We start from the raw sequence: 20,915 nt of genomic DNA, 5'->3' as shown, positions 1-20,915 counted from the left end.
CCGGTTTCGAATGAGCCGTCTCTGCCGCGCCGACGTCTCGCTGTCGAAATACGATGTTTATTCAAACCTGAGTCTCGAACGTCGGCCGATGCCGTCCGCCGAACAGTCTGCCTGGGCGTGGACATCCTGAGGCGTGGCCATCCTGATCGATCATTTGACCGGAAGAGCGCCGATATTGACCTGGCCGGGCGTGAAGGCCGTTCCGTCCTGGTAGAATCGAATCGAACGCCCAAACGTTAACTGGAACGTCGTATAGGCGTCGTCCAAAACGCCCGCGTTCACGCATGGACTGGCCCCGGTGAGGAAGTACGAATGGTCCGCCGGATTGCTCAGCAGCGGCGGCGTCTGAAGAGAATCGCCGCCCAGTCCGGTCACGAGGAACATATCCGGGAGCAGGAAGAAATATCTCGTCACGCCGAACGGCGCCACAATCATGAACCGAACATTTCCGACGTCTTCCCAGTGCAGATTATGATCCACGACGCTATATGGAAATGGAATGATCGAATCTGGAGTCACGTTGAAGTGAAGGCCGTCTACGCCGTTCGTCTGCAGGTATTTCTCGCTCAAGTTGGCAATCAGGTTATTGCGAACGACGGTCGTGCACCGACCCGGCTCGGTCAGGCCTGAGGTGCCCCACCAGATGCCCTGGTCGCAGCTATAGATCGTGTTATTGATGATTCGGACCTGAGTCAGTTTCGAGTGACTGATTCCAGAGCCGTTGGTGTAGCTGAGATCGCCCGCGTCATATACGTCGTGGACGACGTTGCCAATAATATAGGATCGCCCGAAAGTGCCGACCGGCATCGACGGCGGGCTCGTGTGATCGATGCCTCGTTCGGTGTCATAGACTTCATTGAACAGAACCCAGATGTTATCCGAGGCGGGCCAGTTTGCATTGGAGTCGTTTGAGTGGATGGCGACACCATCGCCCGGTCCGGAATCGGAATCGCGCGAAGTATGCAATATCGATTGGGACAATATCGAATCGCGAGCGTGCTTGAAGATAAAGGCGCTTTCCTTGCAGTGATGCATATAGCAACGACCGGCGTATCCGTTTCTGCAAGGCGCCTGATCGGATAAAGCGTTGGTTCGAGTAAAGGCTGCGGCATGGCTGCCGAGGTGATGCAGGTGCGAATCGAGCAGCCAGACGTGCCGGGTATTAGCGCCGAAGTGCGGCCCGAGATAATCAGTTGAGCCCGAGGGGTTATTCCATTCGCCCAAATTGCGGGCTTCGATATCATAAACAACGAGGTACTCCAAAAGGCTCGTCGCGTCATTGGGCGATGAAGGCGTGTCTTGGACCGAGAAGCTGGTCGCAATCGCCACCCCTTCATTTGGGTCTCTCGGCATGTCACGAAAAAGGCAATGCCGCACGGAGATGTGGTGGAATAATCGCAAAGCCGGGCTCGTCTCCTCATAGACGCGAACCATCGCGCCGACGCCATTGAGACTTGGTGAACCATAGTCGGAGTAGTCGAAATCGATGTTCTCGACTATCACATAGTCACACTTGATTTGGAGTGGCCGCCGTACGATGGGCTTCTGGGTCGGGCTCGCTCCTCGAATGAAGATGGGTTTTGCAGCCGACCCGGTACCGGAAACGCTCTTCAAGAGTTGCGTGTCAAATCCGACGCCGTGCAGCTCGACCACGCTTCCGTCGGGGAGGGAATCCGGAATCGTCTTTCGCGGCGAGGCGGCCGTTCCAAACGGATTCGGCGTACTAGACGGCGGCAAATAATCCAAGCCGACGTTGCAGTCTATATAGTGCGTGTAAGGCCCGTTGCCCGCGTCGCGGTACGGCTCTGGCCCGCTGCCAAAGTCAAACGTCGCACCGTCATACATATGGTGGGATTCCTCAATTCCAAAGGGCGGCGACGGAATTCCGATGGGAGGCACAAACGTGGGGGCGACTTTGAGCTTGACGCGTCGTTGCAGCGACTGACTCCCGCCCGCCGCGCGGTAGATAAACTCGTCATCTCCCGAAAAACCGGCCTCCGGCACATATACGAGATTCGGCGCCGTGCCATACAAAGTGCCATGCGTCGGTGCTGCCAGGATCGTAAACGTCAACGTGTTGTAATCCACCCCCGGCATCCACGCGGGCAGGCCCACGAATCGCTGTCGATCCGTCAAGACATACTGCGTGTACTCACCAGTGGGATTGATGACGATCGGGGTGGGCGAAGGATCTTCGGAATCGTCGGGTGTGGATCCTGGTTTCTGGGCATTCGTGTCAGTTCCTACCGGTGAGAGTGGAACTTCAAGTTGGATGGTGCTCTGGCAGGCACATGCCTGTGCCAACGCAACGGTAACAAGCAGCACCCCAAAACGTCTGGGATTGGCGTGTTTCATCTCATTCATGATTGCGCCGATCGTTCGGGGCGGAGGCCAATAACTCTCTTGCGTCGCCTCGATGCATGCGGCGAACACCCATCAGATGAACACTTAAGCATCTAATCTCTGCCTCCGAATTGCAAATAATTTGGGAAGAGTTGTCCGTTTATGAGGCAGGCGCGACGCAAGTCTGACGATAAAGTCTGAAAAAACAACGGTTTGCAGAAGTTTTCCTCTGATTGCTCTCTGAATCTCAATTTTCTCGGAATCAGTCCAGCGACGTCCGAATATCCCGCTCAACCGACCCTTTATCGAGTTCCTTGGCTCGCCGTAACACAGCCGCCCCCTCCTCCTTCCGTCCGACGATGCTCAGGACGCTTCCCGCATTCCAGTGAACCGCAGCCTCGTTGGGAAATCGCCTCAACGCCTCTTCCGCCAGCGGCAGGGCAACCGTCATGTTACGCGTCTGGATATAAATGGACAGCAGATTGACGTACGAGGCGGGGCTTTCCGGCCTGAGACTGCGTGATCTCTCCAGCACCTCGGCCGCCTCCTCAAATCGCTTCAACTCCGCCAGCGCTCGCCCCAGGTTGTTAAGCGCGGACAGATAATTCGGCTCCACCGCCAGTGCCCGGCGATAAAGGTCAACCGCCTTTTCAAACCGCTTCTCATCGAGCTCGATGTTTCCCAGATTGAACAGCGACGTCGTATTGTCCGGCTGACCGGCCAGTGCCCTCTCAAGGTGACGTCGTGCACTGACATTGTCGCCGGCCGCGCGATACTCAGTCGCGATGATCGTGTTGAAAATCGTGGATTCGGGCGATGTGCGCAGCGTCGCTTCTGCAAGCACGCGATTGTTCTGCCAGTCCCTGTTACGCGCCACCGTCCTCACCGCGTACAGTGTTGATACGAGAATGGTCACGCCCACCACTGTCGGCCGCAGCGAAACCCGCCGCCACGCCATCGCAAGCACCGCCGCAAACGCGGCGATAAAGCCGATCGACGGCGTGTAAAGAATTCGCTCCGCCTTCATCACCCCAATGGCAAACGGCAGATTCGACACCGGAAACAGGGCGATCAGAAAAGCCCCGACACCCCATGCCAACATCGGCATGCGCCGCCACGACCAGATCATCACGCCGACAAGGATCACCAGTACCGCGCCGGCAGCCGCCACCCCGGGCTCCGCGACGCTGTGCGCTAGCGGAACATCCGTGACCCAGTAATCTGCCGAAAGCGTGATCGGAGCCAGCAGCAGCCCGACATACTCAAGACAAACGCGAAGACCCGTCAGCACCCGGTCGAAGTCACTGACCCCGACGAACCCAATGTTCTTGCTGACCGTAAGGATCGCCTCCTTGCGCATGATAATGAATTTCATCGCGATTGCGGCGAATGATAAGAAAGCGGCAATCGTAGCCAGCGACCGCTTTTGAAAGGCGATGCGGCGTTGGACTCCCGCTGTCAGCTCCCAAAGCAGGATCAAGACAGGCGCCACAACCGCGATCTCTTTTGAGTAACAGCCAAACGCATAAGCGACCACGCTGAGCGTCAGCCATGCAACCGCGGCGCCCCGCTTTGTCGCGTGCATGGCCTTCACATACCCCAGGCAGCACCCCAGCACGCCGATCGCCGCCATGATCTCCGCGCGCCCGACAATCCCGGCCACCGCCTCGGTATGAATCGGGTGAACCGCAAAAAGAATGCCCGCGATCGCAGCCGCAAAAACGTCGCCAAACATCGCTGCAAGCATCAAGACCACCAGCGCCGATGCAGCCCCGTGCAGAACGATGTTGACCGCGTGGTAGCCCCTCGGCTCATTCCCGTGCGCCGCATAGTTCACGGCATACGACAGAATCGTCAGCGGCCGGTAGAGGCTCTTGTCGTTGTACTTGGCACTCTCCCCCCAATAGTTCGTCGTGAAATACTCTCGCCACTTGCCCAGATCGCGGATGATCGTGTTTTCCTCGATGATCGGGACATCATCCAGCGTGAAATCCGCGCCGAGCGTATTGCCGTACACAAATACGCCCAATATGAATGCAAGTGCCGTGGCAGCGGCCAATTGCACCCGCCGCTTCGAAGCCGCCGCATGCTCGCCAGGCGTCACCTGGCTGCCGACCTGCTCCGGTGGCGATCCATTCGCGCCTCGTTTTTTCCTTCGACCGCCCATGTCCGCGATAATAGCCCCCCAATTACCCCCGCCGCAATTGCATGTACCTCGCCACGCAGGTTTGTCGAGGTTTCAGGGTATAATCGTGATCGTCCCATTCGAGTTTCCGCCGGGCAAGAGGCGCGTCGGCGGTGCTGTTTCTCAAGAGGCGGGAGCAGGCAATGGCCCTTCGGGTCAAATGCAAATGCGGCAAGGTGCTTCAGGTCTCCTCGAAGCTCGCCGACAAGCGTGTCAGTTGCACCGGCTGCGGGGCAGGCTTTGTTCTGCCCAAGTCTCGCTTTGTCATTGCACAGAAAAAACCCAGTCTCCCGAACCCCGCTTCGCAGGCAAGACCAAGTGCCGCCCGCTCGTCACCTGCGTCGTCGGCTCGGCCGAGTTCAGCCTCCGCAGGCTCATCACCGCCTCCAGCCCCGTCAGCGCGCATGCCGCGCGCCGATGAGCTCGATACGGCGCAGACCGACCTCAATCTGGAAATCGCCGACCTCTCCGGCACCATCTCGCCAATGTCCATTGACGACGCGGGCCTTGAGCTCTCCCTCGCCGGCGACGGCCCAAGCGTTAAGACACCGCCGCCGCCCCCATCCGAATTTTCCGACACGGCCGACCTGGAGTACGCGCGCGATCCGCGCCACAGACAGATCACCGGCGTGAAGGCGGAGTTGAACGCGGTCCAGGCGCCGGTTCGCGGCTTTTGGTCAGACGCCGTGCAGAGCTTTGTCTACCCGCTTCGCAATACATCCAATCTTGTCAACTTTGTCATCATCGGCATCATCTCCTTGATGGGCATTCCGCTGGGATACGCAGGAATCTTCGGCCTGATAGGATCGGTCATCATCTTCGGCTGGCTCAGTGCCATGTACCTGTCAGTTGTCCAGGACACCGCCGTCGGCTCCGACGACATGCCCGGCATCAAGATGGAAGATGGGTTTTTTGAAGATGTCATCAAGCCGGCATTGAAGTACATCGGCGCCTACGTCTGCGCAATTGGACCTTTCGCGTTCTATTCCGCTGCGATGCTCACGGGCGCACTTCCCGGCTGGATGGCGTCTCCGATTGCCCTCCTGGCCTGGATGGCGGGCGGTTTCTTCCTCTGGCCGATTTTTGTCCTGTTGTTCGCCTTCAACGCACTCGGCATGATATTCCGGCTGGACCTCATCTTTACAACGATCTTCCGCACGTTTCTCCCATATATCGCCATCTGGATCATGATCCTGTTCGTTGGCTTCCTGTGGACCCTTCCATTTGCCGCGATGGTCTTTGCGAGCATCGGCCTGGACATCCCGCTTCCCGAGTTTGAAGGCGCAGGTATCGCTATCACCGCCGGACTCAACATACTCAATGTGGCCCTCACCATCGTCACCATGCGCCTGATCGGCCTCTACTACCTCCACTTCAAATCCCGCTTCACCCTCGAATTCGAATGATCGCGCCGTTGCGTCCCCTGCCCGGAACGGCCCCTCGTCTTTCTGCGATCCAACACACACTCCCCTGATCGTGCTATACTCCGGCTCACGACGGGACGGATGGAACTGTCCCGCTGGGGCGCATAGTTAATGGACCTCTTTCGCATCGGCCGGCTGCCGTTCATGGCCCGGCGCAATTACCTCATCGAGATTCAGCATCTCTTTATCTGGGGCCTTTTTGCCGGGCTCGTCGAGGGCACCGTCTCGGCCGTCGTGGTCAGCAAGACCTTCGGCGGTAGCTACTTCCTGATCACCGTCGTCCAGGCGACCCCCGCCTTCGCAAATCTCGTCAGCCTCGTCTGGGGCACCCTCATTGTCGGCCGTCGAAAGGTTCCCGTCTTCATGGCCCTGGCCGCCGCGAGTGTCTCCTGCACGCTCACCGTCAGCATGACGCCGGATTCTGCCGCCGGCGGGTGGATTTTTGCATTACAGATTTGCCTCGCTCGCGTGTTCATGTCCGGCGTCGTCACCACCCGTGCCAGTCTGTGGAAGAGTAACTACCCCAAGTCGCATCGCGGCCGCATCACCGCCGGACTGCAAATCGTCCGTACCCTTGTCGGCCTGCCGATCATTCTCGGCTGCGGCGCGCTCTTCGATTTCGATCACCTTGCCTACAAATGGTTCTATCCGGCAGTTGCCCTCACCGGCGCCCTCGGCCTTTTCGTTTTTCGACGTCTCCACGTCCGCGGCGAAAAGTCGGCCGCATCCACTCGCGCCGGAGGAGATCGAGACGCGATCGCGGAGGCTGGCCTGATAGCGCCGTTCTCACTCGTCTCCTCCGTAACGCCCTGGCAGATCATCGGCCGCATGCGCGAAGCGCTTCGGCAGGATCCAAAATTCGCCCGCTACTGCACCGCTCAGATGTGTCTCGGCAGTGCCAACCTCATGGTCATGCCGGTCAACACCATCGTCCTCACCAAGGTCCTCGGCCTCTCCTACCTGCTGAGCAACGGCCTACTCGACGGCGTGCCGCGCGTCGTGACACTGCTGATGCTGCCTATTTGGGCGAGGCTGTTCGATCGGGTCGGCGTGCTCCGCTTTCGAGTGGTCAACTCAGTCTGTTGGAGCACTTCGCTCCTCTTCTGCGGATTGGGGGCGATGGCGGCGATGTACGTCGACGGCGGCGCGGCATTCGTCCTCGTGCTTGCCTTGGTCGCCTTCTCCATCGGCCGCGTCGCCGACGGGATGGCCCAAAGCGGCGGAGCGATCGCATGGAACATCGGCCACCTGCATTTCGCCGAGGACGACAAGGCCGAGCTGTACATGGGCATCCACGTCTCGCTCACCGGCTTCCGCGGCCTCTTCGCCCCTTTCCTCGGTGCGCTGCTTTATGAGTGGATCGACTGGGGTGTCTTCGGCGTTGCCCTGATCGTCTCAGTCACCGGATACGTCTTGTTCTCGCAACTGGCGGCTGAAGAAAGACGCGCAAAGTGAAATGCGAAGTCCGCGACGACCGTCACTCATCGAGAAACATAAAGTCTTCTTCGTGATTCGGCACCTGTCGGGCAAAGACGATGGCCCCTTCAAGTTGCTCTCGGCGAAAACGGATGAATACCGTTCCGGCGTCTTGTAACTGCTTCGGCGGCAGATCCTGATGATGCAGCATGATCGCCACCAGCCCCTTGTGGTTCGCGTCCGCCTTCGCCGTATCCAGTTCCCATGACACCCACTCGTTAAGCCATGTCGTCGCACCAATCACACACACCAGCACGTCAGCCGAATGGATCTGCCGACTCAGCCTCGCCTTGATCTCCAGCGCCTCAGGCGCGTCGATCGGCGTCTCCACGCGAGCGCTATACTCCGCAAGGTCGTCGTTCGTCCGGTGCCAGCCGTCGATCCGCTCGGCACAAAGGGTCTGGTCCGGCTCGAAGCATACGTATATGCTGGACTGCGAAGCGTCCTCGTCAGCCGGTTGATGATCTCCCCCGTCACTCTGGGGCGCGTGATCGTGCAAAGTAGGGCTCCTTCGGACCGTATGATATCGGAGAACCTCACATGCTTGCGAATCTTTGCGTTTTACTCGCGTCCCTGGGCATCGGTCACATGACGGACGCGAAGCTCGATTTCTTCGTCACCGTGCCAGACGGGACCCCAAAGGACGCCGTCGTCTACCTGTGCGGCAGCCATCCGTCGCTCGGGGCATGGCAGGCCCCGGGCGTGCCGATGGAGCGCATGGACGATGGCCGCTTCCATCGCGCCATCGAACTGCCCGCCGGCGTGAAGATTGAGTACAAATTCACGCTGGGAACCTGGGACAGCGTCGAGAAAAGCGCGACTGGAATCGACATTGCAAACCGAAGACTCGCCGTCGGTGGCCCTGCGAAGATCGAAGTCACCATCGCGGCTTGGGCATCGAAGTCGTCGAAGGCCGCAGCCGACCGCAGTGCGAAGGGTGCGAAGCGTCTCAGCGGGCTCATCCGCTATCACTCGGATTTTCCCTCAAAACGACTCTCCAGTCCGCGCTCGCTCGTCGTCTACCTCCCGTCCAGCTATGAAGCCAAGCCGGCCGCGCAGAAACGCTACCCCGTCCTCTACATGCACGATGGCCAGAACCTCTTCGACGCCTCAACATCCTTCCTCGGTATCGAGTGGGGCGCCGACGAGGCCGCCGAGTCGCTCGTCAAGGCCGGAAAGATCGAACCGCTCATCATCGTCGGAATCTACAACACTCCCGCACGCATGGACGAGTACACGCCCGATCGTGACGACGAACGCGGCGCAGGTGGCAACGGCGACCTCTACGCCAGGTTTCTCGTCGAAGAGGTCAAGCCGTTCATCGACAAGACCTATCGCACCCTGCCCGATCGCGCAAACACCGGCGTCGCCGGCTCATCTCTCGGCGGGCTCATCTCGCTCTACATCTGTAAAGAGTATCCCGAAGTATTTTCCAGGTGCGGCGTCATCTCGCCGGCCCTGATGTGGAACCACGCGTCATTTCTAGAGTCGCTGGCGAAAGACCCGTCATGGATGAAGAATGTCCGCTTCTGGGTGGACATGGGAACGGCAGAGGGTCGCCAGGTGAAGGGATTCTCCGAGGGCATTCGTCGAACCCGCCAGTTAGTGAAGATCTTCGAGTCCGCGGGCCTGAAAGCCGACCGCGACTTCGCATACCGCGAAGTGGAGGGCGGCGAGCACAACGAAGCCGCCTGGCAGAAGCGATTTCCCGATGTGCTCCGTTTCCTGTTAGCGGATACTCCCGAAAATCCTCATCGGTGACAGAACACCCATCAGGCGTATTTTCGACCGGACCTCGCTTCATGTCCGGCCCCGGCTACTTCAAGTTCTCAGGATTCAGCGGCGCCAGTTCCTTCACCACGAAGAGCCCGTCCTTGCGCACCAGCTCTCCATCAAAGTACATCTCCCCGCCCCCGCAGTCCGGCGTCTGCCGCAGCACCATGTCCCAGTGAATGTTCGATATGTTCCCGTTGCTCGCCTCGTCGTAGCATGCCCCAGGCGTGAAGTGAATCGACCCGGCGATCTTCTCATCGAACAGAATATCCTTCATCGGCTTGATGCAATACGGGTTAAACCCGATGGCGAATTCCCCGATGTACCTCGCCCCCTCATCCGCATCGAGCACTTCATTCAGCTTGGCCGAATTCGAACTCGTCGCTTCCACGATTCTGCCGTTTTTCAGCACAAGCCGGATATCCGTGTGCGTCTCTCCGCGATAAAGCGTCGGCGTATTGAACTGGATGATTCCATTGGCGCTTTCCCGTACCGGTGCCGTGAATACCTCGCCATCCGGGATGTTCATCTTCCCGTCGCAGCAAACCGCGGGAATCCCCTTAATCGAAAACGTCAGATCCGTATCGCGCGGCCCCACCAGTCGCACCTGGTCAGTTTTCATCATTCGCTCGGCCAGCGGCTTCATCGCCCGGGCCATCTTGCCGTAATCCATCGTGCAGACGTTGAAGTAGAAATCCTCAAACGCCTCCGTCGACATCTCTGCCATCTGCGCCATCGACGGGCTCGGCCAGCGCATCACCACCCAGCGTGTTCCTTTCACGCGCGCCTCGATATGCACGCGCTTCCAGACCGTCTGCTCGTAAATTTTCTGCATCTCCGTCGGCACGTCGGATAGTTCGCTCACATTCGGGCTTCCCCGCGCCCCGATGTAGCACTGCACTTTCTTCATGACGCCCTCTTCGGTATCCGCGATCAGGTTCCACCCCTCACTCGTCCCGGCCATGAGCAGCGCCCGCTTGACCTGGTTCGAGTCGAGCTTGACGATCGGGATCGCCCCCGCCGCGCGGGCGGTTCTCACAATTTCGCACGTAAACTCGTGAGGCACGTCGATCGCCTCAAGCAGCACCTTTTCCCCCGGCCTAACGGCGCAGGAGTAGTTAATAAGCACGTCGGCAAGTCGCGAAATCCGTGGGTCCAACATGGGCTTTCTTCCCTTATTCGCCGCCCCACACGGGGCAGGAAAACGTTTTCGTGAAATCCGACCCATCAGGTCGAATTTTTATCGGGGCATCCGTGCGGATGCGCTTGCGATTCTAAAACACCGAGCGACCGTCTCATGCGCAGTTCCAGGATGAGAATACCCTCACAATCGTGCGGCAACAATTGCCGCTGCATGTGAGCAGATTCCTCTTGCAATTCACAGCCACTTTGGTGAAACTTTCCCTCAGTGTCAGACGTGTGACAATTAAACGACTGACGCGCATCGAGGCTTCGTCGCCGGGCGGGAGACGAGATTAAACAGCGGGTCGCATCAAACAATTCAACCGCGGACTTGTATCCATCACGGAGGGGAACGGCTTTGATCAAGCAGTTCAACCCCATTGACCCCAATTCACAACGCTTTCTCTGTCGGAGGCCTGTGTAGGTTTCCATAAAAGGTTGGCGGAAAATCAGACCTCGGAGTTGATTCGCATGACACGACACATACTTGCGGTCGCACTTTCGCTCATTGCCATGGCTGCCACATCGGCCGTCGCGGCGCCAATCACCGATTTCGCGTTCTTTACATCCGTCCCGCACACCACCCTCACCTTTGAGCAGGACGGCGCCGGGACAACACTCCTTAACCCGCCCAACAATTACACGTTTCCGAATACGGAATACGCCGCACAGGGCGTCACCATCAATCCAGAGGTGCGCCTGGCCCGCGATACCGACTCCTGTTTTCGGAGCGCGCAGGGCGTCAACGGCTCCCTGCCGTTCGGTGTGATCGCCTCGCAGACCGCCTCGATCGATTTCAATCCTCCGGTCAGCGCCTTTGCCGTTGCCTTTGTCGCCACCCAGTTCCAGTTCGCCACGTTCACTGCCCTCGATGAGAATAACGCCATCATCGAAACCGCCGTCTTTGCGCCGCCGTTCGCCCAGGCCAGCGGGGCCTGCGGCTTTCTCGAATACGGCGTAATCGGCATCTCCTCGCCAACCATTCCCATCCACCGCGTCACCATTTCGGCCTTTTCCGGCATCATTGATAATCTCACCTTCGCCGTCGGTCAGGACACCGACAGCGACGGCATTCTCGACGGCGATGACAATTGCGTCGACGATCCGAATCCCGGCCAGGAAGACGCCGACGCCGACGGACAGGGCGATGTCTGCGATCCCTGTCCGTTCGACGCCGACAACGATGCCGACGCCGATGGCGTCTGCGGCGACGTCGACAACTGCCCCGCGACGCCCAATGCCGATCAGGCCGACGACGACGCCGATTCGCTCGGCAACGCGTGCGATCCCTGCCCGACCGACCCCACCAACGATGTCGACAACGACGGTATCTGCGGCCAGTCGGACAACTGCCCGGCCGCGGCGAATGCCGATCAGGCCGACGCCGACGGTGACGGCAATGGCGATGCCTGTGACATTTGTCCCGGCGACGCCGACAACGACGGCGACGGCGACGGACTCTGCGGCGACGTCGACAACTGCCCCGACGACGCGAACGCCGATCAGGCCAATGCCGACGGCGATGCGCTGGGTGACGCCTGCGATGCCTGCCCGAATGACCCGGACAACGATGCCGACGCGGACGGTGTCTGCGGCGACGTCGACAACTGTCCGGCGGCCTACAACCCCGATCAGGCCGACGGCGACGGTGACGGCCTCGGCGATGTCTGCGACGCCTGCCCCGGCGATGTCGCCAACGATGTTGACGGCGACGGCGTCTGCGGCGACGTGGACAATTGCCCCAGCGACGCCAACACCGATCAGGCCAACAACGACAACGACGCCCTCGGCGATGTCTGCGATCCGGACGACGACAACGACGGCCTGTCCGACGTCGACGAAGCCCTGTACGGCACCGATCCCAACAGCGCCGACACCGACAACGATGGCGTAAGCGACGCCGCCGAGATTGCACTCGCCGCCGGTGGCGATTGCCCCGACCCGCTCGATGACGATTCGGACGGCGACACGCTCTCCGACGGTCAGGAGATCCTCGACGGAACCGATCCCTGCAATGCCCGACCGACGGCCGATGCCGTCATCGAGCAGCTCACCTCCATCGGCAGTCAGGCCGTCGTGCGCCTGGACGGCTCCGGCTCGATGGACATCGACGACGACGTTACCACTCTGACCTTTGAATGGACCGTCGATAACGCCTTGGTCTGTACCGGCAACGACGTCACCTGCCAGACGATCGAAGTCCCGCTGGCCTACGGCACCCACGAAGTCACCCTCCGCGTGACCGACCCGGTCGGCGGCTATCACGAGGAAACCCAGTCGATCACCCTCGACCCGTCGGCCTTGTCCGTCTTCCAGATCGACACCGCCAAGGTCAAGTTCAACCCCAACCCCGGTCACATTCGCGTCACCGGTGAGATCGGCCTGCCCTTCGGCGTCGATTACACCGAGCTGAATCCGACGGCGCTGGTTGATCTCGTCCTCGCCGGACAGAATGTCGTCTCCGACGCAGCGGTGACCTTCGCCGTCTTCGGGAACGACGACAAGAAGTGGCGATACGAGAACTGCGCCGGTCCCATCACCGAGTTCGACATCAACTGGAAGGGCTCGCGGTTCCACTTCTCCAACAATTGCGTACCGATCACCATCCGCAGCACGATGATATCGAGCAGCGAGACCACCCTGAACATCAAGTACCAGAGGCGGCAGATCAGCGGCGCCTTCGCCATCAACTTCGGCAACGGCGCAGTCCTGAATGTCGACGCCGATGGAAATCCGACGGCCAACGTGCCGATGGAAATCGAGATTCCGCGCAAGGCGGTCACGATCACGCTGCCTTTCCCGGTTCTGGAGTCGTCACAGTTCGTCATCAGCGGCGCCGTCAGCCGCACCATCAACGCGGCCGATCACCTGCGGGCATCCGTCGGCAAGTTCCACATCAGCGCCAACTTCAACAAGGCCAACTACCCCGACCTTGTGGACACGACGCCGCGCACGTTGGAGCTTGGCGTCTCCGTCGGCTCCGAGGCCTACCCCGGCTCGGATTCGCTCGGCCCGGCTGATTTCACCGTGATCCAGAAGCGCTGGGTCAACGGTAAGGACGACTGATGTCATGACCTCAAATTCGCGGCGGCGTCCCGCTTATTTGGAGACGCCCCGCGAGTGAATCGAACCCAGGCCCCGGGCAGTAAACCGCCCGGGGCCTTCGGGCGCGAGTCGTCACCGGCGGCTCGCGCCCTTTTTTTGCGCCGATCGCGCGGGAATCCAAGGTGACAATAGGCGAAAAAAGGGGCCGAGGGATCGAGGGGCCAAGAGGTTGAGGGTGAAAACAAATGCGTTGATCGCGCGCAAGTGCTGCAAAATCGAAGGTGACATAAGGTGACACAAGGCCCTTGGAAATTGTGCCAACACTTGTGGCGGGCACATGTTGGGGCGCTTCGCGTTTTTGGCGGTTTTTGGTGAAAACGGGCAAGGTGAAACAGGACCGGTACATGCTCGAACAGGCATGGAAAATCTCGGGAAAGTTCGTTTGTAAGTCCTTGAAAAACGAGTCGGAAAAGTGACACAGTGAAACCGTTGTCAGGATGACGCTGCGGCGCGGGACGGAATCGATGTCTGACAAGACAACTGGGCGCAAGTTGGCGGTGGGCGTGAACATTTCATAGGAGACTCTTGCTCCGCGCTCGCGCCGGCGAACGCATTTTTACTCGACCAGAAGGCGAGCGGCCCTGGGTAGTCGCCCAGAGGGCGCGCATTCTTAAGCCCCAACGGGGCGCAGGGTTGTAGCCACGGGTGGAGCATCGCCGAGGCGCCAGCCGTTGGTGATGCGGAACCCGTGGAATGGTTCGGCGAGTAGGATAAGCCCCGGAGGGGCGTTGGAAGCCTCCGTTAACCAGCAGGTGTCGCATGCCCGGCACGTACTCGCAGGTTCTGTTACACGTTGTCTTCAGCACCAAGCAACGCGAGAAATGGATCAGTGCGCAGATCGCAGAACGTCTCTACCCGTACATCGGCGGGATCGTTCGCACTGAGAAGGGGACACTGCTCGACGTCGGCGGCATGGAGGATCATGTGCACCTGTACTTGCGCTGGCGGCCGGACGAGTCGATTTCAAATCTGATGCGAGTCGTGAAAGCGCGGTCGTCGAAATGGGTCCATGAGACTATTCCGAGACTCGCCGCGTTTGCGTGGCAAGAGGGCTACTCCGCATTTTCGGTCAGCAAGTCACAGGAAGACGTGGTTAAGAAATACATCGCAAATCAGGCCGAGCATCATCGGCGTGAGGATTTTCGATCGGAGTTGCTGCGATTGCTGAGGGCGCACGGGATCGAGTTCGACGAGCGGTATGTGAGTGATTGATTGATACGTCGTGCGCGGTCGAAGAATTCCTCCGCCCCTGACCGGGGCGGGTCGCGCTGCGCGATTCTTTCCACGGGTTGCGCTCGGCGGCTAGCGCCGCCTTCGCTCCACCCGTGGCTACATTCCAGCGCCCCCCTTCGGGGGCTGAATACAAAACTCTACGAAACCTAATTGCTAAAGGCACTCAGGTGTGGGGTGCGAATGGGAGGAGCATCAGACTCAGGTGCCGCAGGCGCGAACGTGGAGCAAGATTAGTTACATGGAGCCCATTCTGACCATGACCCGCGAGGCGCCGCGCGATGCACACTCCAGAACCATCGACACGTTGGTCCGTTGCCCCTTCCGCGCCTCAAGTCTCAAGCCCCAGCCCCCCAATTTCGACGTTTCGATTTTTCGACGTTTCCACCAAAAACCACCCAAAACTCGAAGCGCCCCAACTCACGCCCGTCACAGGACTTGCCATCGTCCGGCGAGGCCTTGTGTCACCTTATGTCATTTCAGTTTTGAGGCCCGATCACGGCGTAAAAGCGCCCGGCGGCGGCGGCTCGAGGCCGAGCGCCTGGAAGGCCGCGGTGATTTCCTCTTCCAGGATTTGCAGGTACTGCTGGTTCTCGATCGGGTCGCGATTGATCACGCCGTCCAGCCAGCCGTTGACGACGTTGCGATACATACCGGGATCGAGAAACGCCTGCAGCGCATGTTCGCCCTGGGTGACGAACATGAACTTGGGCGCCGGAGCGAGGTCGAAGACTTCCTTCGCCCCGGCGAAGGGCGTGACATGATCGCCCGGCGAATGGATGAAGAGCTTGGGCTCGGTGACCTGCTGAATCCACTTCTTGCTGTCGAGGTCCGGCGTCGAGGCGGCCTCGGCGATCCAGTTGGCCAGACCAAAGACGGGCAAATCGATGCCGAGATTCTCCGCGAACAACGTCGGCGTCTCGTAGAAGACCATCATGCTCTCGAAGACGACGGCGGTCAGTTCGCGGTCCGCTGCCACGCGCGCGAGGACGCCGGTGCCGAGGCTGATGCCGTAGCCCACGACGACGTCGCTCTGCGACTTCGCGTAGTCGATCGCGCCATAGGCGCTGTCGAAGAGACCTTGCAGCGTCGGCTGGCCGGGGCTTTCGCCGAAGCCGGTGTAGTCGAGCAGGATGAGGTCCCAGCCGTTGTCAGCGAAGAGCGGGAGGCTCACGACGTAGCGGCTCTTGTTCGCATCGTTACCGGGAATGGTGACGATGATGCCTTTTCGCTCGGGCGAGCTGGTGCTGACGTGCCACAGGCTGATCTCGTGGCCCTGGGGCGTGAGGACGGTCTTGGTTTCATAGGCATAGCCGAAGTCGGTCGGCAATCGGCGGATCGTGTCGGAGGGCTTCAGAATCAGGCCGTCCAGCGCGCCGCACTGGCTGCACGCCGCGATCGTCAGGGTGCAGAGCAACATCACCTTCTTTTTCACAAAATGCTCCCGAATACCAGAGTTCAAACCGAGCCCGATGGACTCCAGTATATCGGCGGATGGCGAAGAACGAGTAGGGGGCGTGGCGGACTAAAGAATGAACTTGCTGAGGTCTTCGTCCTTGACGATTTCGGCGAGCCGGTCATTCACGTAGGAGGCGTCGATGACGACCGCCTTGCCGGACATCTCCGGGGCGTCGAAGGAAAGCGACTCGATGACCTTTTCCATAATGGTATGCAGCCTGCGGGCGCCGATGTTCTCCGTCGTCTGGTTGACATTCGCGGCGATCTCCGCGAGGGCGTCCACGGCGTCACTGGTGATACGCAGCTCGACGCCTTCGGTGGCCATGAGGGCGACCTGCTGCTTGGTCAGAGCGTTCTCCGGTTCGGTGAGGATGCGGCGGAAGTCTTCCTTGGTGAGATCGTCGAGCTCGACGCGAATGGGCAATCGCCCCTGGAGCTCGGGCATCAGCTCGCTCGGCTTGGCGCTGTGAAAGGCCCCGGCCGCGACGAAGAGGATGTGGTCGGTCTTCACCGGTCCGTGCCGGGTGTTGACGGTGGAGCCCTCGATGATCGGCAGCAGGTCGCGCTGCACGCCCTGGCGGCTGACGTCTGCGCTGCTGCTGGACTGCCGGTTGCCGCAGAGCTTGTCCATCTCGTCGATGAAGACGATGCCGCTGCTCTGGGCGCGCTGAATGGCCATTTCTTTGACCTTGTCCCGGTCGATGAGCTTCTCGCTCTCCTGCGCGAAGAGAATCTTTCGCGCCTCGCGGATCGTCACCTTGCGGTCCTTCGCCTGCGAGGGCATCAGCCGGTCCATCAGGTCCTGAATCTCCGGGCCCATCTGATCCGGCCCCATGGTAGTGGCGAACATGCCCATGGGAGCGATCTTCTGCTCGATGCGAAGCTCGACCATTTTTTCCTCGAGCTCTCCGGCGCGGAGCTGGGCGCGGAACTTTTCCCGGGTGCGCTGCCGGCGACCTTCGGCTTCCGAAACGCCCTCCGGCGAAGACATTTCGGCGGGCTGGGGAATGAGTTCGTCCAGCAGCCGCTCTTCCACGAGGTCGGTCGCCTTCTCGCGAACCACTTCGGTCTGTTCCTGCTGGACCATGGCGATGGCCAGCTCGAGCAGATCGCGCACGATCGAATCGACATCGCGCCCGACGTAGCCCACTTCGGTGAACTTGGTCGCCTCGACCTTGAGGAAGGGCGCGTCCACCAGGGCGGCCATGCGCCGGGCGATCTCGGTCTTGCCGACCCCGGTGGGGCCGATCATGAGGATGTTCTTGGGGCCGACCTCTTCGCGCATCGCTTCGGGCAGTTGAAGCCGCCGCCAGCGATTGCGAATGGCCACGGCGATGGCCCGCTTGGCGGCGGCCTGACCGATGATGTACTTATCGAGTGCGGCGACGATTTGTCTGGGTGTTAATTCTGCCATGCTCTATTGCTCAATGAATCGAGGGTGTGTCGCGGGAGCGGACGGCATTGCGGCCGAATCGGTCGCAGCGGCATCATGTCCGCGTTTGAAACATGATAGTGGGAGGGCGCGGTCAGGGCTGCGGTTTATTGCACTGTGCCCGTTCGATTTCGGTGATTTTGTCGATGCGTCCCTGATGTCGCCCGGCCTCAAACGGCGTCTTGAGCCAGACCTCGACGATTCGGCGCATAAGGGCGTCGCCCACCAGATCGGCCGGCAGGCAGAGGACGTTGGCGTTGTTGTGGCGTCGCGACATCTCCGCGGTCAGTTCATCGTGACACAAAGCGGCGCGGATGCCGTGGAGCTTGTTGGCGGTGACGCACATGCCGATGCCGGTGCCGCAGAACAGCACGCCGACCTCGCACTCTCCCTTCTGCACCGCCAGGGCGGCGGAACCGGCGGGGTCGGGATAGTCGCAGGACTTGGTCGAGTCGGTGCCGTAGTCAACGGCTTCGATGCCCATTTCCCGCAGGACCGTTTTGATATGATTCTTGGCGTTGAAGCCTCTGTGATCTGCGCCGAGCGCGACTTTCATGGGAGCACCTCAGGGAGTCTTTCGCGCAGAGCCGTGGTGATGCGCTCTGCCGCGGTTTCGTAGTCTTCGATTGTACCACCGACCGGATCAGAGATATCCCCCCTGGAATCGAGCTGCGCCGCCTTGGCCGGGTCGCCTCGATTGAGACTGCGGACCACCTCAAGGTGGTGGCCTGCCATCGTGTAAATGAGGTCCGCCGCATGGATCAGCTCTCCGGCCAGACTTCGGGAACGATGGTTGCTGATGTCAATCCCCCTTCGGCGACAGATCTCAACCGCCTCCGGCGTGGCCCTTCCGCCGTCCATCGCCAGGGTACCGGCGGAACTCACACGGACCCCGCGGCTTTCGATCTCCGCCGGCGCACAGCCCAGCTTCTCCGCGATGAGCTGTCGCAAAATCCCCTCCGCCATCGGCGAGCGGCACGTGTTCCCCGAGCAAATGAGAAGGACCTCCAACGTCGCCAGTCGCCGGATGGCATCCGCGTCGATCGCACCGGCTCGAACGATCCGGTAGTCATCGCCGACCAGGCTGACAATCGTGGAGGCGTACTTGAATCGGCAGGGCCCGGCATCGAGCAGGACGTCGATGCTGTCGTGAAGTCGCTCGCGCACGGCGTTCGCGTCGGTGGGTGCGGGCTCACCTGCGAAGTTGGCGCTGGTCGCAATGATCGGCGCCTCCACCTTGGCCAGCAGAGCCGCGCCGTGCGGATGATCGGGATAGCGAATGCCGACGCTGCTTTCGGAGTAGATGGACTGGATGCCGCTTGGACTGAGACTTGAATAGACGGCGGCCTCCGTCGCATCGGGCACGGGGAACACCAGGGTGAGCGGGCCGGGCCAACCCTTGCGACTCAGTCGCCGGGCAATGGGCGACATGCGCGGGACGAATTTATCGCAATCCGATCGGCGTCCAATGTGAACGGTGAAGGGCCGTTCGGCGGCACGGCCCTTGAGCTTGCGAAGGCGCTGGACGCTCTTCTCGATTCCGGCGTTGACGCCGAGGCCGTAGACCGTCTCCGTCGGAAAGGCCACCAGCGCACCATCCGCCAGGGCCGCCGCCGCACGACTGATCGCGGCCGAACTCGACGCGCCGGGCTCAATAGAAATTGTCTCAATTGCCATCGTCTTAGGAAACGCTCCCGCGAGATTATCGAACTGAGCCGTCGGTGCGTCAAACGGCCATTGATCATAGCGATGCACAGCGTCGATGGCGCTATTGTGCCGGGGACACGGCGACGCGGTTATAATCACATCGTGAGCCTCATTTATCTCGACAATAACTCCACAACGCGCGTCGCGCCGGAAGTCGTCGCGGCGATGTCGCCATTCTGGGAACGGCAATATGGAAATCCCTCAAGCATTCATCGAGCGGGTCAGGCGGCTCGTCATGCGATTGAGATGGCTCGCGAGCAAGTGGCCGAACTGATCGGGGCCAAGTCCCGCGAAATCGTCTTCACCAGCGGCGGTACCGAGGCGGACAATCTCGCCATCCTCGGCACGCTGGCGGCGTATCCGACGAAGCGACACATCATCACGACATCGGTCGAGCACGTCGCGGTCCACAGCCTTTGCGAACGGCTGGCCGGCGAGGGCTATCGCGTGTCGTGGCTCAAGGTGGACGAGAAGGGCCATCTGAGCCTGGATCAGCTCGAAGCGGAATTGTGCGACGAGACGGCGCTGGTCAGCGTGATGTATGCCAATAACGAGACCGGCGTGATCTTTCCAATTGAGAAGATCGCCGCCGTTTGTGGAGAGCGAGGCGTTCCGTTTCACGTGGACGCGGTTCAGGTCGCCGGAAAGCTCCCGATCGACGTGACTCGCCTTGGCGCAAATCTTCTGAGTTTCTCGGCGCACAAGATTCACGGGCCCAAGGGGGCCGGCGCTTTGTATGTCGGCAGAAGGACGCGTCTTCGCAATCAGCTTGTGGGAGGGCATCAGGAGCGAGACCTCCGGCCCGGCACGGAGAACGTTCCCGCGATCGTGGGTTTTGGTGAGGCGGCGCATCTTGCGTGCGAGCGGCTGAAGACCGACGGGTGGGGGAGGGTCGCCGCCTTGCGCGATGAGCTGGAGCGCGGCATTCTCGCGGCGGTGCCGTTTGCGCGGGTCATCGGGGACGCGAGTTGCCGCGTGCCGAACACAACGAACATCGCCTTCGAGGCGCTGGAGGCGGAGGCGATTTTGATCGCGTTGAGCGAGCTGGACGTGTGTGCTTCGAGCGGCTCGGCGTGCAGCAGCGGTTCACTGGAGCCGTCTCATGTGCTTAAGGCCATGGGCATCGACGAGCGCGCGGCGCACGGGTCGATTCGATTCAGTCTTTCCACGGAATCAACGGAGGAGGAATGTCGGGCGGCGGTCGAAATCGTTAGGCGGGTCGTTTCCCGGCTGGCGGCGCTTCAGTAGCGGTGGCCGACGGGTCTTTGGGTGGGAAGGTGACGGAGCGTACGGTGAGGGCTCGACCGAATCAGGCGAAGACTCTCGCCGAGACTACGTAGAACAGAATGGCGACAATCGAGGCTGTCGCCAGCATGTAGAGCGACAGACGGTAGTCTGAAACCTCGTCGATCCAACCAGTTAGCCGCTCCGTCGTTGAGAGGAACTCCGGCGCATGTCCTGCCATTTCTCAGACTCCTTCTGAAAAGCTTCGGACTGGCATAATCTTAGTTATCGGCTGTTAATTGTAAAAGGCCATAAGGGAATTCCCTATGCCGGCTTCTAGGGCTGCTAAAATTGTGAGTAAGCCCGGAAACGCTGA

15 protein-coding genes are annotated in these 20,915 nt (G+C 60.4%); 6 read left to right on the top strand and 9 right to left on the bottom strand.

Going from position 1 to position 20,915, the window contains the following annotated elements; all coding sequences use genetic code 11:
* Window positions 1-150 precede the first annotated feature (150 nt).
* On the bottom strand, window positions 151-2,364 hold the full coding sequence (locus tag HS101_06060) for an Ig-like domain-containing protein (GenBank protein MBE7505836.1): 2,214 nt from the start codon (window positions 2,362-2,364) through the stop codon (window positions 151-153).
* Window positions 2,365-2,605: 241 nt separating this feature from the next.
* The gene (locus HS101_06055) at window positions 2,606-4,510 is read right to left on the bottom strand and encodes a tetratricopeptide repeat protein (protein ID MBE7505835.1); all 1,905 of its coding nucleotides are present in this window, start codon (window positions 4,508-4,510) and stop codon (window positions 2,606-2,608) included.
* Between the two features lie 161 nt (window positions 4,511-4,671).
* Between HS101_06055 and HS101_06050 the strand changes: the two genes are divergently transcribed.
* Together HS101_06050 and HS101_06045 are read left to right on the top strand one after the other, a co-directional pair.
* Window positions 4,672-5,934, top strand: a complete 1,263-nt coding sequence (locus tag HS101_06050; protein MBE7505834.1) for a hypothetical protein — start codon at window positions 4,672-4,674, stop codon at window positions 5,932-5,934.
* A gap of 129 nt (window positions 5,935-6,063) precedes the next feature.
* Complete coding sequence (locus HS101_06045; protein MBE7505833.1) at window positions 6,064-7,407, top strand: MFS transporter; 1,344 nt, start codon at window positions 6,064-6,066, stop codon at window positions 7,405-7,407.
* Window positions 7,408-7,429: 22 nt separating this feature from the next.
* Here the strand turns inward: HS101_06045 and HS101_06040 are convergent, their stop codons facing one another.
* Window positions 7,430-7,927, bottom strand: coding sequence for a TIR domain-containing protein (locus HS101_06040; protein MBE7505832.1), 498 nt, complete (start codon window positions 7,925-7,927; stop codon window positions 7,430-7,432).
* 41 nt (window positions 7,928-7,968) lie between these two features.
* On the opposite strand from HS101_06040, the gene HS101_06035 reads away from it, so the two are divergent.
* The gene (locus HS101_06035; protein ID MBE7505831.1) at window positions 7,969-9,189 is read left to right on the top strand and encodes an esterase; all 1,221 of its coding nucleotides are present in this window, start codon (window positions 7,969-7,971) and stop codon (window positions 9,187-9,189) included.
* 55 nt (window positions 9,190-9,244) lie between these two features.
* On the opposite strand, the gene HS101_06030 is transcribed toward HS101_06035, so the two are convergent.
* Window positions 9,245-10,363, bottom strand: coding sequence for an aminopeptidase (locus HS101_06030; protein ID MBE7505830.1), 1,119 nt, complete (start codon window positions 10,361-10,363; stop codon window positions 9,245-9,247).
* Window positions 10,364-10,854: 491 nt separating this feature from the next.
* On the opposite strand from HS101_06030, the gene HS101_06025 reads away from it, so the two are divergent.
* Together HS101_06025 and tnpA are read left to right on the top strand one after the other, a co-directional pair.
* Window positions 10,855-13,449, top strand: coding sequence for a thrombospondin type 3 repeat-containing protein (locus tag HS101_06025; protein MBE7505829.1), 2,595 nt, complete (start codon window positions 10,855-10,857; stop codon window positions 13,447-13,449).
* A gap of 798 nt (window positions 13,450-14,247) precedes the next feature.
* Window positions 14,248-14,700: an IS200/IS605 family transposase gene (gene tnpA, locus HS101_06020; protein MBE7505828.1), complete on the top strand. Its 453-nt coding sequence runs from the start codon at window positions 14,248-14,250 to the stop codon at window positions 14,698-14,700.
* A 514-nt stretch (window positions 14,701-15,214) separates the two neighbouring features.
* Here the strand turns inward: tnpA and HS101_06015 are convergent.
* From HS101_06015 to HS101_06000, 4 genes are all read right to left on the bottom strand, one after another.
* A complete protein-coding gene (locus HS101_06015; protein ID MBE7505827.1) occupies window positions 15,215-16,153 on the bottom strand; it encodes an alpha/beta hydrolase in 939 nt (312 codons plus the stop codon).
* Window positions 16,154-16,243: 90 nt separating this feature from the next.
* Complete coding sequence (gene hslU, locus HS101_06010; protein ID MBE7505826.1) at window positions 16,244-17,590, bottom strand: ATP-dependent protease ATPase subunit HslU; 1,347 nt, start codon at window positions 17,588-17,590, stop codon at window positions 16,244-16,246.
* Window positions 17,591-17,702: 112 nt separating this feature from the next.
* Window positions 17,703-18,164, bottom strand: coding sequence for a ribose 5-phosphate isomerase B (gene rpiB, locus HS101_06005; GenBank protein ID MBE7505825.1), 462 nt, complete (start codon window positions 18,162-18,164; stop codon window positions 17,703-17,705).
* Window positions 18,161-19,285 (bottom strand): threonylcarbamoyl-AMP synthase, encoded by a 1,125-nt coding sequence (locus HS101_06000; GenBank protein ID MBE7505824.1) that lies wholly within the window; start codon window positions 19,283-19,285, stop codon window positions 18,161-18,163. Before HS101_06000 ends, rpiB begins: the two co-directional genes overlap by 4 nt.
* Before the next feature lie 72 nt (window positions 19,286-19,357).
* Between HS101_06000 and HS101_05995 the strand changes: the two genes are divergently transcribed.
* Entirely contained in the window at window positions 19,358-20,563 is a 1,206-nt protein-coding gene (locus HS101_05995) for an aminotransferase class V-fold PLP-dependent enzyme (protein MBE7505823.1), read from the top strand.
* Window positions 20,564-20,624: 61 nt separating this feature from the next.
* On the opposite strand, the gene HS101_05990 is transcribed toward HS101_05995, so the two are convergent.
* The gene (locus HS101_05990; protein ID MBE7505822.1) at window positions 20,625-20,780 is read right to left on the bottom strand and encodes a hypothetical protein; all 156 of its coding nucleotides are present in this window, start codon (window positions 20,778-20,780) and stop codon (window positions 20,625-20,627) included.
* Window positions 20,781-20,915 lie beyond the last annotated feature (135 nt).

The sequence above is a fragment of the Planctomycetia bacterium genome (assembly GCA_015075745.1).
Classification (GTDB): domain Bacteria; phylum Planctomycetota; class Phycisphaerae; order UBA1845; family UTPLA1; genus UTPLA1.
This window is presented reverse-complemented; position numbering and strand designations above follow the sequence as displayed.